Below are 13,018 nucleotides of genomic sequence, written 5' to 3'. Positions count from 1 at the left end.
GGCCGCAAAAAGGGCTTCGCCCAATCAACTCCCAGGCCGATACTGCAGCGCCTCGGCCAGGTGCGCCCTGGTAATCGACGCCACACCTTCCAGATCCGCCAGCGTGCGTGCCACTTTCAGCAGCCGATGGGCCGCGCGCAACGACAGGGTCAACCGCTCACAGGCGGTCTCCAGCCAGGCTTGGTCCGCCGCCTCCAGCGGGCAATGGCGGCGCAAGCCGTTGAGGTCGAGAAAGGCATTTGCGCACCCTTGCCGGCGTTGCTGCAGCTCACGTGCTTCGGCCACCCGTTCGGCGACAGCGGCGCTGGTCTCGCCGCTGGGTTGGTTGTTGAGGGTGGTGGTTTCACGCGCCACGGTCAGGTGCAGGTCGATGCGGTCCAGCAGTGGGCCCGACAGTTTGTTGCGATAGCGCTGGATCTGCTCGGTGCTGCAGCGGCAGCGGCCGGTAGGGTCGCCCAGATAGCCACAAGGGCAGGGGTTCATCGCGGCCACCAACTGGAACCGCGCAGGGAAGCGTACCTTGTCCCGAGCTCTTGCAATCACGATCTCGCCGGACTCGAGCGGCTCGCGCAATACCTCCAGCACACGCCGCTCAAATTCGGGCAGTTCATCGAGAAACAGCACACCATGGTGAGCCAAGGTGATCTCGCCGGGTTGCGGCCGACTGCTACCGCCTACCAGCGCAGGGCCCGAGGCTGAGTGGTGTGGGTGGCGGAACGGGCGTTGCGGCCAGCTGTTTAACGGCGCATGGCCGCTGACTGACTGAATGGCTGCCACCTCCAGCGCTTCGCGCTCGTCCAGTGGCGGCAACAGCCCTGGCAGGCGGCTGGCAAGCAAGGTCTTGCCGGTGCCAGGCGGGCCGGTAAACAGCAGGTTATGGGCCCCGGCGGCCGCCAGCAGCAAGGCGCGCTTGGCCGCGATTTGGCCCTGTACCTCGCTGAGGTCGGGGTAGGGCCGGCTGTTCAAGACCAGGCCATTGGCGGCATACGGCGGCAAGGGCACTTGGCCGTTCAGGTGGGCGACCAGCTCCAGCAGGTGCCCGACGGCATACACCACCAGCCCGCCTGCCAGGCTTGCTTCCTCGGCGTTCTCCCGCGGTACCACCAACGCCCGGCCGGCTTCCCGTGCCGCCAGCGCCGCCGGTAGCACGCCCTGCACGGGGCGCAACTGGCCGGACAGCGCCAGTTCGCCAAGGCATTCGATGTCGCAGAGGGTGGCCACCGGCACCTGCCCACTCGCGGCGAGGATGCCCAAAGCAATGGCCAGGTCATAACGCCCGCCATCCTTAGGCAGGTCGGCAGGCGCCAGGTTTTGCGTGATGCGCCTGGCTGGGTAATCCAGGCTGGAATTGACGATGGCACTGCGGACCCGGTCTTTGCTTTCCTTGACCGTGGTTTCGGGCAGGCCGACCAGGGTCAGGTGGGGAAGCCCATTGGCCAGGTGGGTTTCGACGCTGACCGCCGGTGCCTGCACGCCAACCTGGGCGCGGCTGTGGACGAGGGCAAGTGACATGGACGCTCCATTGTCGCGGAATGGGGCCGCTTCCTGCGGCTTGGGCAAGCTTAGCGGCGACAGCCATGATCAGCGCAATAAGTGTGCGTCCTGGTTTTTCAGGTCAGGTATTTCCCCTGGGTTTTCTTAGAATCCGACACAAATGGATCCAATTATTTTTGCGCAGATTCAGGGTATGGCTTAGTGTTGAAGGGCTACTGTGATTGCCATGGGATGGCAACACAACTTCCTACAAATGGACTTGAGGTATTGCCCCGTGCAAACGCTCACTCGCACTCGCCAGGCAATCCGTGAACTGGTGCAGGCCAGTGCTTTCGTTGAACTCAACCGCTTCTTCGACATCCTCGAAGTGCGCTGGCGGCAGTCGCCGCCCGGCGAGTTTCCGGCCTACCTGGAGGCCGTCGAAGGGCACATGCTGGTCGATTGGGACAGCCAGGGCGACAAGGCCCTGACGCAGATCCTCAAGGCCTGGATCGATGCCTGCCCCAAGGCCTATCACCCTCAGGTAGTGATGGGTTTTCATTGTTTCAGCCGGGCCTGCCATATCCGCGAGTCTGCCAACACCCAGCCCATCAGCGCCGAGCGTCGGCTGGCGGCGGAGCAGGTTTGCGAGATTGGCGCGGCGCACCTGCTGCGTGCCATGGGGCGATCGAGCCAGCCTGTGGCAGCGGCGATCGGCATGCTCAAGATCAGCGCGCATTTCGCTGAGCCAGGCTGGTTGCTGGGCCTGTTCGACGGCCAGCCGGTGCGCTTCAGCCCCTGCACTGAGGCCGACGTGGAGGTGCAAGAGGCTGCAGCGCCGCTGCTGGTGAAATACGGCCTGCTACCCCTGGCCGAACTGCCACAGGCCTTACCGGCGTGCCTGGGCAAACGGGCCGAGCAGGGGCGAGAAAACGCCCAGCACTATTGGCTGCATCAAGCACTTGGCGCATTCCCCGGCTGTTTCGAAGCGATTCAGGCTTATGCAACCTACCTGTTGCCCTGCTGGGGAGGCAGTGACGCCGCGATCGACGCCCTGGCCAGTGGGCCGCTGTGTGAGCGTTGGCGCGAGGAACAACGCAATGCACTGCGCTGGCTGGCTATCGAGGACCAGCTCGAACTGCCGCATGCCGGGCAGTCGCAGTCGATCGCTGTGTGGCTGCAGGTCTTCAAGGCCTGGTCGCTGCGAGCACTGAGGCCCAGGGAGCGCGCCACCTTGCTGGCCTGGCGTGGTGCTTTGCGTGGTTGTGCTCAGCAGGATTACGTTGGCGCCCTGCGCGATTTTACCGCCAGTGTGAATCTTTACCCTGACCTTGGGTTCGTCCCGGGCATCGGCCAGCCCTTCCGTAGTTTTGTCTGCATCATGCTGTTCCACGCCGTGAAGGATGAGCAGCAGGCTTTTCGCATTGCTATCGAGCAGCTCTGTGCGAGCCACTCGCACCCCGCCGCCTGTGCGCTGCGGTCGGTTGGGCACGCGTTTGGGCTGTGGGGTTTTCAGTGTTCGAACGAGCAGGCGCGTGTTTGGTCATTGGCTGCGGTAAAGCGCCAATGTGGCCGCCAAGGGCCGGGTGTGGACGTGCTTGAGGTGCCACGCCTGCTTTGGGCTGCCAACCAGCACGAGGCGGCGTTCTACCTTTATGAGCGCTGTGCCGAGCTCAGCCTGCCAGAGGCTGCCCTTAGCCTTCATGACCTGCACCGAGGCGCGCTGCCCAACACCCCCGTGCAGTACCTGGACGCGAGCGCTGCCGACTATTGGTTGTTGCGCGCGGTAGAGACCGGTTGCAAGCAGGCCAAATACACCTTGGCCTGCCGTCGCATGCAAAGCGCAGAAGCCTTGAATGAGCGCAGTGCCATGCTTGCCGTCAGGCGGTTGCTGCACGATGCGTTGGGTGACCTGCAGATCGCTGCCAGTGCGCGTCTGCAGCTGGGTATTCTGCTGCGTCAGTTTGGCGAACCGCAGGAACAGGCCGAAGCCGTCGACTACTTGCAGGCGCTGGTCGAACACCCGGACGCCAGTATTGCCGCTCGCGCCAGTGCCGAACTAGGGCTGGCCTGGATGCAAGGGCAGGGTACGCGCAAGCAAAGCCGCTTCGCCGCCATCGAGTGGATCAACCGTGCGGTCGCATTGCAGCCGGCTGATAACGACATCGAGCATATCCAGGCCGAGATACTCAACTCGCACAACCGGGTGAAGACGCTGTTCACTCTGTGCAGTGCGACGCTGTTCCGCGGCACGCTGCACGCCAGCGAGTTACCGCCGAAACCAGATAATCCGCGCGAGGATCGATTGCAGGCCTCCGCCTGAACCTTATTCGCTGGTCGGCGCCATCCGCGCTTCCAGCTCGGCGACCTGCTTCTCCAGGGCCTCCAAGCGGGCGCGGGTACGGGCCAGTACGACCATCTGGCTGTCGAATTCGTCGCGGCTGACCAGGTCCAGCTTGCTGAAGGCACCCTGCATCAGCACCTTGAACTGGCTTTCCAGTTCGGCGCGAGGCTGGGCGGTATCGCTGCTGAACAGGCGCGAGGCCTGGTCGCTCAGGGCATCGAGAAGGGCTTTGGGCGCGAGCATGTTCGGCTGTCCACTGAAACTGAAAAATGGCCCGCAGTGTAACACGCAGCAAAACGCGGTTTGACCCGTGAGCAAGCAGTGTGCACTGCACATTTTTCGCGCAGTGGGCCAAGGCGGGGCGCACCGAAATCGTGCATCTTTTCGATGCTGGCGACTGGCCAATCCCGACTATTTCGTGCAACTCGCTGTTTTCTGGCGTTTTAGTGGAACTGGCAAGGTTTCTGCAATGACCTGTAGGAGCCATGCACTGATGCAGTTCCTTGTGACCAGGCAGTGCGCACGCGGAGCCGGATGCCGACGACGCGTTACAAAGCCAACCGCTGCGCTTAGACTTGAGACGGGTTTGTTTTCCTGGGGCAAGTCCACCAAATCGGGAGAGAGTTTCATGAAGCTAGTCACAGCCATCATCAAGCCGTTCAAGCTGGACGACGTGCGCGAGTCACTGTCGGAAATCGGCGTGCAGGGCATCACCGTCACTGAAGTCAAAGGCTTCGGTCGGCAGAAGGGCCACACCGAGTTGTATCGCGGTGCTGAATACGTGGTCGACTTCCTGCCCAAGGTGAAGATCGACGTCGCCATCGACGACAAGGACCTTGATCGGGTAATCGAAGCCATCACCAAGGCAGCCAACACCGGCAAGATCGGTGACGGCAAGATCTTCGTGGTGAATCTGGAGCAGGCGATCCGCATCCGTACCGGCGAAACCGATACCGACGCGATCTAAGTAACAAAAAAAGCCTCACCAAACCCAACGCCCCAGGAGAAAACAACATGACTCTGCGTAAGATCGCAGGGCTAGGAGCCCTATTGTCCCTCGTAATGCCCGGGCTCGCCCTGGCAGAGGAAGCTGCCCCAGCGCTGAACTCCGGCGACACCGCCTGGATGTTGACCGCTACGGCGCTGGTGCTGTTCATGACCATCCCGGGCCTGGCCCTGTTCTATGGCGGCATGGTGCGTTCCAAGAACGTGCTTTCGGTGATGATGCAGTGCTTCGCGATCACCGGTTTGATGAGCATTCTCTGGGTCGTCTACGGCTACAGCATGGCCTTCGATACCAGCGGTATGGAAAAGGGCGTGCTCAACTTCAATTCCTTCGTCGGTGGCTTCTCCAAGGCGTTTCTCAGCGGCGTCACGCCCGACAGCCTGACTTCGGCCACCGCGTTGTTCCCTGAGGCGGTATTCATCACCTTCCAGATGACCTTCGCCATCATCACCCCGGCGCTGATCGTCGGTGCCTTCGCCGAGCGCATGAAGTTCTCCGCGATGCTGGTGTTCATGGGCATCTGGTTCACCTTGGTGTACGCACCGATCGCGCACATGGTGTGGAGCGGTGATGGCGCACTGATGTGGGACTGGGGCGTGCTGGACTTCGCGGGCGGCACCGTGGTGCACATCAACGCAGGTATCGCTGGCCTGGTGTGCTGCCTGGTGCTGGGCAAGCGCAAAGGCTACCCGACCACGCCGATGGCCCCGCACAACCTGGGCTACACCCTGATGGGCGCAGCGATGCTGTGGATCGGCTGGTTCGGCTTCAACGCAGGTTCTGCCGCCGCCGCCAACGGCACGGCCGGCATGGCCATGCTGGTGACCCAGATTGCCACCGCCGCCGCGGCCTTGGGCTGGATGTTTGCCGAGTGGCTTGGCCACGGCAAGCCGAGTGCCCTGGGCATCGCCTCGGGTGTGGTCGCCGGCCTGGTCGCAATCACGCCTGCCGCAGGCACCGTGGGCCCGATGGGCGCCCTGGTGATCGGCCTGGCTTCGGGTGTGATCTGCTACTTCTGCGCCACTAGCTTGAAGCGCAAGCTGGGCTATGACGATTCGCTGGATGCCTTCGGCGTACACGGTATCGGCGGTATCGTCGGCGCCATCCTTACCGGTGTGTTCGCCGCACCGGCCCTGGGCGGCTTCGGCACGGTCACCGATATCGGCATGCAGGTCTGGATTCAGGCCAAAGGCGTGATTTTCACCGTGGTTTACACCGCCATCGTCACTTACGTGATCCTCAAGGTGCTGGACCTGGTGATGGGCCTGCGGGTCAACGAAGAAGAAGAGTCGGTCGGCCTCGACCTGGCTCAGCACAACGAACGCGGCTACAACCTGTAACTGCGACGCAGTAAAAACTTGCCCGGTTCGCCGGGCATTTTTTCGCCTGATTTTTGCCATTTCCTGCACGGCAAACGGTTTATCTGTCACGTTCGCGACGTAGGCAGAAAACTTACAAGATGCCGAGCGTTTATGGAGCTTTGCTTTTTCCACGGGCGCGCTAGAATGCGCGCCGAAGGGTGTTTGACATGCAGTCCGCACGCTTCCCCAGCCTTTGCTAGGCTTGCCATTAGCGCGTGGCCAGCAGGTGGCTCAAGGATTTCGTCAGGTCCTGCCAGGAGCAGGGCCTGCAGGGTACGACCCTCCCATCAGGAGGTGGATGCCCAAGGCAGTGGCCAACCCACGGCCAGTTGAATTTTCACTGGTGGCTGCCGGTCTACGGCTGCACTGGTCTATAACCAACCTGCTTTTCGCAAGTCATGAGGTAGAACATGAGCGACGATGATCTGGAAAACGACGACCTCGAAGTAGGCGACGATGATGAGGCTGATGAGGGTCTCGAAGCAGCGGCTGACGACGTTGCGGAAGACGCTGGCGAAGACGATAGCCCTGCGCCCACTGCCAAAGGCAAGTCCAAGGCCGCTGTCTCGGTAGACGAGATGCCGAGCATGGAAGCCAAGCAGAAGGAGCGCGATGCCCTGGCCAAAGCGATGGAAGAGTTCCTTTCGCGCGGTGGTAAGGTGCAGGAAGTGGAGGCCAACGTGGTCGCCGACCCGCCCAAGAAGCCGGACAACAAATACGGCAGCCGCCCTATCTGAGTGGTCGCCCACAAAAAAGCCCGCCGTCGCTGCGGGCTTTTTTGTGCCTGTTGGGTTTAGGAGCCCTATCGCCGGCAAGCCAGCTCCCACAGGATAAAGCTACCTTAGGCGCAGCGCATACCTGTGGGAGCTGGCTTGCCGGCGATGGGCCGCGAAGCGGTCCCTGTCAGCGCCAGCGCGCCATTACCTCAGGCAGTTGCGAAAGCCGCTGGATCTCGGCATCGGGTGCCCGCTCACCGGCCCAGGCCTTGCCTTGTGGGTTGAACCACACGGCCCGCAGCCCGGCCCGTTGGGCGCCGGCGATGTCATCGCCGGGGTGGTCACCCACATGCACCGCCGCGCTGGCCTCGACCTCGCCACGTTTCAGCGCCTCAAGGAATGGTGCCGGATCCGGTTTACCAATGCCCAGGTCTTCGGCGCACAGGGCAAAGCGGAAGTAGTCCGCCAAGCCCAGGCGGCTGACATCGGCGTTGCCGTTGGTGACCACCCCCAGGGTGTACTGGTGGCGCAGGATTTCCAGCACCGGCTGCACCTCAGGGAAGATTTCCACCTGGTGGCGTGCATGTAGGAACACTTCAAAGCCTTCGTTGGCCAGCGCCTGCGCGTGCTTCTCGCTGTAGCCGACTTCTTCCAGGGCATGGAACAGCACCCGCCGGCGCAGGGCGCTGATACGGTGCTTGAGGCCGGGCTCGGCCTGCACCAGGCGCTCGCGAATGGCGAACAGGTGTTCGACCGGTACGCCGCCGAGGATCGGCGCGTTGGCTTCGAGCCAGTCGCGCAGGACGACTTCAGCGCTGGCAATCACCGGCGCGGTGTCCCACAGGGTGTCATCGAGGTCGAAGGTGATCAGCTTGATGCTCATGAGTCTGTGCCTTTGCTGCGTTTGGCCCGGGGGTGGGCGCTGTCGTACACCGCGGCCAAGTGCTGGAAGTCCAGGTGGGTGTAGATCTGCGTGGTGCTGATGTCGGCATGGCCGAGCATCTCTTGCACCGCACGCAGGTCCTGGGACGATTCCAGCAGATGGCTGGCGAAAGAATGGCGAAGCATGTGCGGGTGCAGGTGCTGGCCCAGCTCGCGCTCGCCGGCGACCTTGACCCGCATCTGGATGGCCCGTGGGCTCAGGCGATTGCCCTGGCGCGTGATGAACACGGCGCTGTCGCGTGGGCCGCCGATGCCGCGCAGGCGCAACCACGCCTGCAGGGCCTCGCGGGCTTTACGGCCGACAGGCAGTACGCGCGCCTTACCACCCTTGCCCAGCACCTGCACCAGCCCGCCGGCAAGGTCGAGGTATTCGAGGTCGAGGCCAGCCAGTTCGGACAGGCGCAGGCCTGACGAATAGAACAGTTCGAGGATGGCCTGGTCACGCCGGGCAATGAAGTCGTCGTCGACGCCGCCATCGAGCAGTTGCAGGGCGCGGTCGGTATCCAGCGTCTTGGGCAGGCGGCGCTCGCCCTTGGGCGCAGACAGGCCGCTGGCCGGGTCGTGCTGGCACAGCCCTTCACGGTTCAGGTATCGGTACAAGCCGCGCACGGCCGATAGCAGACGCGCCAGGCTGCGCGAGGATTGGCCTTGGTGGTGCTGGCGGGCGATCAACTGGCGTAGCTGCTGGATTTGCAGTGCTTGCCAGCCGGCGATGCCCTGATCGTTGCAGTAGGCAATGACCTTGTCGAGGTCACGGCGGTAGGCCAGCAGGGTGTGCTCGGACACCTGGCGCTCATTGCGCAGGTGGGCGCAATAAGCCTCCAGCTGGCGTTCCATCAGCGCACCGGACGCAGGGTCTGGGTAACGCGCGGCACGACACGGCCCAGCACCTCGGCAATGTAGCCGAGGAACAGGGTGCCGACGCTGCTCTTGTAGTGTTGCGGGTCGCGGCTGCCAATCGCCAGCACGCCGTGCAGCCCTTGGTATTCGAGGGCGGCAACGGCGCTGGAGCCGACTTCGGGGCGCTGATCTTCACCGAACAGAAACGCCAGCTCATGGTCGCGCAGGTTGCCGCTGACCGTCTTGCCGCCCCCCAGCAGGCCGCCGATGGCTTGGTGCGCCTCGGCGTTGCTGACCCAGCGGCCCACTGGCGCGACGTTATCGCCGAACAGGATCAGGCTGACGAAGGGCACCTGAAACTCCTGGCGTAGGCTGTCTTCGACCGCCATCACCACTTCTTCCAGGCTGCCGGCATCGAGCAGGTCGAGGATCAGCCGGCGGGTCTTGTCGAACAGCCGGTCGTTGTCTCGCGCCACGTCCATCAGTTGCGACAGGCGATGGCGCATCTCGATGTTGCGGTCGCGCAGCAGCTTGAGCTGGCGCTCCACCAGCGACACGCTGTCGCCACGCTGGTGGGGGATGCGCTGCTCGACCAGCAGCTCGTCGTGCTCGGCGAAGAAGGTCGGGTGGGCGCGCAAGTACGCGACCACCGCCTCGGCATCGAGCTCGGTGGACTGCTGGGGTACAACCTTGGGCTGATCGGTCATGGCGGTTACTCGCTTAGAGACGAACCTGTCCTTCGTAGACGCGTACGGCCGGGCCGGTCATCAACACGGGCTTGCCGGGGCCGGCCCATTCGATGTGCAGGCGGCCACCCGGCAAGTCGAGGGTCACCGGTGAGTCCATCCAGCCTTGGCTGATAGCCGCCACGGCCGCGGCGCAAGCGCCGGTGCCGCAGGCCTGGGTCTCGCCGGCACCGCGTTCCCAGACCCGCAGGTTGGCACGGTGACGGTCGATGACCTGGATGAAGCCAGCGTTGACCCGCTGCGGGAAGCGCGGATGGTTTTCGATCTTCGGGCCCAGGGCATGCACAGGCGCGGTATGCACGTCATCGACGCGCAGCACGGCATGTGGGTTGCCCATGGACACAGCGGCAATGGCGTGAACCTCGCCGTCGACTTCCAGTGGGTAACTCAGTGCCTGCTCGTCGGCGACGAAGGGGATTTCGGCCGGCACCAGGCGCGGCGGGCCCATGTCGACACTCACCTGGCCGTCGTTCTGCACGTCCAGCTCGATGATGCCGCTCTTGGTTTCGACGCGGATGCGCTTTTTCGCGGTCAGGCGCTTGTCCAGCACGAAGCGGGCAAAGCAGCGCGCACCGTTGCCGCACTGTTCGACTTCGGAGCCGTCGGCATTGAAGATCCGGTAGCGGAAGTCCACTTCTGGATTGTTCGGTGCCTCGACGATCAGCAGCTGGTCGAAGCCGATGCCGGTGTGGCGGTCGCCCCATTGCTTGGCATGCTTGGGCTGGATGTGTGCGTGCTGGCTGACCAGGTCGAGGACCATGAAGTCATTGCCCAGCCCATGCATCTTGGTGAAACGCAGCAGCATGGGCTCACTCCGGCAGCAGGCTTTCGCCAGCATACAGTTCGGCGACGGTTTCGCGGCGGCGTACTTCGAACGCCTGGTCACCGTCGACCAGGATTTCGGCGCAACGGCCACGGGTGTTGTAGTTCGAGCTCATGACAAAACCATAGGCGCCGGCAGACTGCACAGCCAGCAGATCGCCTTCGGCCAGGTTCAGCTCGCGCTCCTTGGCAATGAAGTCGCCGGTTTCGCAGATCGGCCCGACCAGGTCGTAGGCGCGGCCTTGGCCTTCGCGTGGGGTGACCGCGCTGACGCCCATCCAGGCCTGGTACAGGGCCGGGCGGATCAGGTCGTTCATCGCCGCATCGATGATGGCGAAGTCTTTGTGTTCGGTGTGCTTGAGGTACTCGACGCGGGTCAGCAGAACACCGGCGTTGGCCACGATGTAGCGGCCCGGCTCGAAGACCAGGGCCAGGTCGCGGTCGCCGACGCGCGCGCGGATGGCCTTGATGTAGTCGGCCAGCAACGGCGGCTCTTCATCGCGGTAGCGCACGCCAACGCCGCCACCCAGGTCGAGGTGGCGCAGGTGGATGCCGCAGTCGGCCAGGCGGTCGACCAAGTCCAGCAGGCGGTCGAGGGCATCGAGGAACGGCTCGACGGTGGTCAACTGCGAACCGATGTGGCAGTCGACACCGACCACGTCCAGGTTCGGCAGTTGGGCGGCACGCACGTAGATGGCTTCGGCGTCGGCGATGGCGATGCCGAATTTGTTTTCTTTGAGGCCGGTGGAGATGTACGGGTGGGTGCCGGCGTCGACGTCCGGGTTGACCCGCAGCGAGACCGGGGCAACCTTGCCCATCTCGGCGGCCACCACTTGCAGGCGCTCAAGCTCGTCGGTGGATTCGACGTTGAAGCAGTGCACGCCCACTTCCAGCGCGCGGCGCATGTCTTCGCGGGTTTTGCCGACACCGGAGAACACCACACGATCAGCACGGCCGCCAGCGGCCAGTACACGCTCCAGCTCACCGCCGGAAACGATGTCGAAGCCTGCGCCCATACGGGCCAGCACGTTCAGCACACCGAGGTTGGAGTTGGCCTTGACTGCGAAACACACCAGGTGTTCGACGCCTTGCAGCGCGTCGGTATAGCTGCGGTACTGGGCTTCGATGTGGGCGCGCGAGTACACGTAGGTCGGGGTGCCGAAACGTTCGGCGATGGCCGACAGGGCTACACCTTCCGCGAACAGTTCACCGTCGCGGTAATTGAAAGCGTTCATCTGATTTCCTTACTGCTCTGGCGTTTGCTCGGGCTGGATAGGCTGCTCTTCTTGCGGCTGTACCGCCGGAGCGTGCTTGTGCTGATGCGACTTCTGGCTGCCCTTGCCGTCCTTGCCGTCTTCCGGCAGGTACAGGGGGCCCTTCTGACCGCAGGCCGAAACGAGGCAGGCAACCGCGACCAGCGCCGCGAGCGAGGAAATCAGGCGCTTCATGGGTGAAATCCTTTGAAATATGCAGTATTGCGCCCGAGTATACCGAGCGACCGACGGATTGCCTATGCAAGAGCCGGTCCGCCGGGCGGGCTATTCTTGCCGCCTGCAATGGCTAATCTTTGCATTCGGCGGCAAGCGCCCGTATCTTGCCCGGCTTGCCTGTAACGCAGCCAATTTCGAGGTTCCTGCAATGAGTTTGAGCGAAGCGCGTTTCCATGATCTGGTCGACGCGACCCAACAGGCCCTGGAAGACCTGTTCGACGAGAGCGGCATGGACCTGGACATGGAGAACTCCGCCGGTGTCCTGACCATCAAGTTCGACAACGGCAGCCAGTTGATCTTCAGCCGCCAGGAGCCCCTGCGCCAGTTGTGGCTGGCGGACAAGTCGGGTGGCTTCCACTTCGACTATGACGAAGAGAGCAAGCAGTGGATCTGCGAGAAGAGCGAAGAGCTGCTCGGCGAGATGCTGGAGCGCATCGTCTGGGAGCGGGCCGGCGAGAAGCTGGACTTCGACGAGATCTGAGATGAGTGAGCAGCCGCGGCCGCCCAAGCCGCTCTACAGCAATGTCAGCACGGCCGTGAAATCGCCGTGCATCAGCGTCTGCCGCCTGGATGAACAGCGTGTCTGCACCGGCTGCCAGCGCCCTGTGGAGCACATCCGCGAATGGCGCTCTGCAGACGACGAGCGGCGCCGGCAGATCTGCCGCGAAGCCGAGGCCTTGCGCGCACGGGCTTGAGTATTTGCCCGGCTGTGGTAGTGTCAGGTTCTGCGTCGGTGACGCCAAAGTCATCATAAACCCCGCCCTTGGGCGGGGTTTTGCTTTATTTGCCCGACGAAAATTGCCTGTTCAAAGGAGTCTGACTGGATCATGAGCACCAAGCCTTCCCTCATCCTCACCCGATTGGACGTACAACGTCTCGAGCGTCTGATCGACAGCCTCGACGAAAGTACGCCGGGTGTGCTCGCCCTGCAGGACGAGCTTGACCGCGCCGAGCAGGTGGTCGGTCACGAGGACGTCCCGGCCGGGGTGGTGACCATGAACTCGCGCGTGCACTGCCGTGAAGAGGCCAGCGGCAAGGACTACCACTTGACCCTGGTGTACCCGAAAGATGCTGGGCCGGAAGGCAAGGTGTCGATCCTGGCGCCGATTGGTTGTGCCTTGCTGGGCCTTTCGGTCGGTGAGCAGATCGACTGGCCGGCGCCGGGCGGCAAAACCCTCAAGCTGAAGCTGCTGGAAGTCGAGTACCAGCCAGAAGCGGCGGGTGATTTCGACCTGTGAGCCTTTAGGGCCGCTGCGCCAAGTCTCCTGTGGCAGCGGG

Annotated in this window: 15 protein-coding genes; 7 read left to right on the top strand and 8 right to left on the bottom strand. The window is 63.4% G+C overall.

Translation table 11 applies throughout. The annotated features are described in order from the left end of the window. Positions 1-24: 24 nt before the first annotated feature. Positions 25-1,512 (bottom strand): YifB family Mg chelatase-like AAA ATPase, encoded by a 1,488-nt coding sequence (locus tag LOY53_RS25910; protein ID WP_027592198.1) that lies wholly within the window; start codon positions 1,510-1,512, stop codon positions 25-27. A 256-nt stretch (positions 1,513-1,768) separates the two neighbouring features. Here LOY53_RS25910 and LOY53_RS25905 point away from each other — a divergent pair, with 256 nt between their 5' ends. Continuing rightward, positions 1,769-3,796, top strand: coding sequence for a DUF4034 domain-containing protein (locus tag LOY53_RS25905; protein WP_258703435.1), 2,028 nt, complete (start codon positions 1,769-1,771; stop codon positions 3,794-3,796). 3 nt (positions 3,797-3,799) lie between these two features. Here the strand turns inward: LOY53_RS25905 and LOY53_RS25900 are convergent, their stop codons facing one another. Continuing rightward, positions 3,800-4,060: an accessory factor UbiK family protein gene (locus LOY53_RS25900; RefSeq protein ID WP_027592202.1), complete on the bottom strand. Its 261-nt coding sequence runs from the start codon at positions 4,058-4,060 to the stop codon at positions 3,800-3,802. Between the two features lie 385 nt (positions 4,061-4,445). Between LOY53_RS25900 and glnK the strand changes: the two genes are divergently transcribed. The 3 genes from glnK (at position 4,446) to sutA (ending at position 6,921) form a co-directional block, all read left to right on the top strand. Beyond that, entirely contained in the window at positions 4,446-4,784 is a 339-nt protein-coding gene (gene glnK / locus LOY53_RS25895) for a P-II family nitrogen regulator (protein WP_002555808.1), read from the top strand. 47 nt (positions 4,785-4,831) lie between these two features. Continuing rightward, positions 4,832-6,163, top strand: a complete 1,332-nt coding sequence (locus LOY53_RS25890; RefSeq protein WP_027592203.1) for an ammonium transporter — start codon at positions 4,832-4,834, stop codon at positions 6,161-6,163. Positions 6,164-6,594: 431 nt separating this feature from the next. Beyond that, positions 6,595-6,921, top strand: coding sequence for a transcriptional regulator SutA (sutA, locus tag LOY53_RS25885; protein WP_027592204.1), 327 nt, complete (start codon positions 6,595-6,597; stop codon positions 6,919-6,921). A gap of 166 nt (positions 6,922-7,087) precedes the next feature. Here the strand turns inward: sutA and LOY53_RS25880 are convergent, their stop codons facing one another. From LOY53_RS25880 to lptM, 6 genes are read right to left on the bottom strand one after another with little or no spacing between them, the layout of a single operon-like run. Next, positions 7,088-7,783: an HAD family hydrolase gene (locus LOY53_RS25880; RefSeq protein ID WP_085272188.1), complete on the bottom strand. Its 696-nt coding sequence runs from the start codon at positions 7,781-7,783 to the stop codon at positions 7,088-7,090. Further along, a complete protein-coding gene (gene xerC / locus LOY53_RS25875; RefSeq protein WP_027592206.1) occupies positions 7,780-8,679 on the bottom strand; it encodes a tyrosine recombinase XerC in 900 nt (299 codons plus the stop codon). Before xerC ends, LOY53_RS25880 begins: the two co-directional genes overlap by 4 nt. Further along, positions 8,679-9,389: a DUF484 family protein gene (locus LOY53_RS25870; protein ID WP_252826209.1), complete on the bottom strand. Its 711-nt coding sequence runs from the start codon at positions 9,387-9,389 to the stop codon at positions 8,679-8,681. Before LOY53_RS25870 ends, xerC begins: the two co-directional genes overlap by 1 nt. Before the next feature lie 13 nt (positions 9,390-9,402). Then, positions 9,403-10,233, bottom strand: a complete 831-nt coding sequence (gene dapF / locus LOY53_RS25865) for a diaminopimelate epimerase (RefSeq protein WP_027592208.1) — start codon at positions 10,231-10,233, stop codon at positions 9,403-9,405. Positions 10,234-10,237: 4 nt separating this feature from the next. Next, positions 10,238-11,485, bottom strand: coding sequence for a diaminopimelate decarboxylase (gene lysA / locus LOY53_RS25860; protein ID WP_252826207.1), 1,248 nt, complete (start codon positions 11,483-11,485; stop codon positions 10,238-10,240). Positions 11,486-11,494: 9 nt separating this feature from the next. Beyond that, the gene (gene lptM / locus LOY53_RS25855) at positions 11,495-11,698 is read right to left on the bottom strand and encodes an LPS translocon maturation chaperone LptM (protein ID WP_033693895.1); all 204 of its coding nucleotides are present in this window, start codon (positions 11,696-11,698) and stop codon (positions 11,495-11,497) included. A gap of 190 nt (positions 11,699-11,888) precedes the next feature. On the opposite strand from lptM, the gene cyaY reads away from it, so the two are divergent. From cyaY to rnk, 3 genes are all read left to right on the top strand, one after another. Then, entirely contained in the window at positions 11,889-12,221 is a 333-nt protein-coding gene (gene cyaY / locus LOY53_RS25850) for an iron donor protein CyaY (RefSeq protein ID WP_252826205.1), read from the top strand. A 1-nt stretch (position 12,222) separates the two neighbouring features. After that, the gene (locus LOY53_RS25845) at positions 12,223-12,435 is read left to right on the top strand and encodes a DUF1289 domain-containing protein (RefSeq protein WP_252826203.1); all 213 of its coding nucleotides are present in this window, start codon (positions 12,223-12,225) and stop codon (positions 12,433-12,435) included. A gap of 132 nt (positions 12,436-12,567) precedes the next feature. Beyond that, positions 12,568-12,978 carry a nucleoside diphosphate kinase regulator gene (gene rnk, locus LOY53_RS25840; protein ID WP_027592212.1) on the top strand — a complete coding sequence of 137 codons (411 nt, stop codon included), beginning with the start codon at positions 12,568-12,570 and terminating at the stop codon, positions 12,976-12,978. Positions 12,979-13,018 lie beyond the last annotated feature (40 nt).

It is taken from the genome of Pseudomonas sp. B21-031 (assembly GCF_024748985.1).
GTDB classification, from domain to species: Bacteria; Pseudomonadota; Gammaproteobacteria; order Pseudomonadales; family Pseudomonadaceae; genus Aquipseudomonas; species Aquipseudomonas kermanshahensis.
The sequence above is the reverse complement of the archived record's forward strand: the minus strand, read 5'-3'. Positions and strand labels throughout refer to the sequence as shown.

Excerpts from the sequence above, each read along its gene's own strand:
- LOY53_RS25910 (WP_027592198.1), bottom strand. The coding sequence starts at position 1,512 with ATGTCACTTGCCCTCGTCCACAGCCGCGCCCAGGTTGGCGTGCAGGCA.
- LOY53_RS25900 (WP_027592202.1), bottom strand. The coding sequence starts at position 4,060 with ATGCTCGCGCCCAAAGCCCTTCTCGATGCCCTGAGCGACCAGGCCTCG.
- glnK (WP_002555808.1), top strand. The coding sequence starts at position 4,446 with ATGAAGCTAGTCACAGCCATCATCAAGCCGTTCAAGCTGGACGACGTG.
- LOY53_RS25890 (WP_027592203.1), top strand. The coding sequence starts at position 4,832 with ATGACTCTGCGTAAGATCGCAGGGCTAGGAGCCCTATTGTCCCTCGTA.
- sutA (WP_027592204.1), top strand. The coding sequence starts at position 6,595 with ATGAGCGACGATGATCTGGAAAACGACGACCTCGAAGTAGGCGACGAT.
- LOY53_RS25880 (WP_085272188.1), bottom strand. The coding sequence starts at position 7,783 with ATGAGCATCAAGCTGATCACCTTCGACCTCGATGACACCCTGTGGGAC.
- xerC (WP_027592206.1), bottom strand. The coding sequence starts at position 8,679 with ATGGAACGCCAGCTGGAGGCTTATTGCGCCCACCTGCGCAATGAGCGC.
- LOY53_RS25870 (WP_252826209.1), bottom strand. The coding sequence starts at position 9,389 with ATGACCGATCAGCCCAAGGTTGTACCCCAGCAGTCCACCGAGCTCGAT.
- dapF (WP_027592208.1), bottom strand. The coding sequence starts at position 10,233 with ATGCTGCTGCGTTTCACCAAGATGCATGGGCTGGGCAATGACTTCATG.
- lysA (WP_252826207.1), bottom strand. The coding sequence starts at position 11,485 with ATGAACGCTTTCAATTACCGCGACGGTGAACTGTTCGCGGAAGGTGTA.
- lptM (WP_033693895.1), bottom strand. The coding sequence starts at position 11,698 with ATGAAGCGCCTGATTTCCTCGCTCGCGGCGCTGGTCGCGGTTGCCTGC.
- cyaY (WP_252826205.1), top strand. The coding sequence starts at position 11,889 with ATGAGTTTGAGCGAAGCGCGTTTCCATGATCTGGTCGACGCGACCCAA.
- LOY53_RS25845 (WP_252826203.1), top strand. The coding sequence starts at position 12,223 with ATGAGTGAGCAGCCGCGGCCGCCCAAGCCGCTCTACAGCAATGTCAGC.
- rnk (WP_027592212.1), top strand. The coding sequence starts at position 12,568 with ATGAGCACCAAGCCTTCCCTCATCCTCACCCGATTGGACGTACAACGT.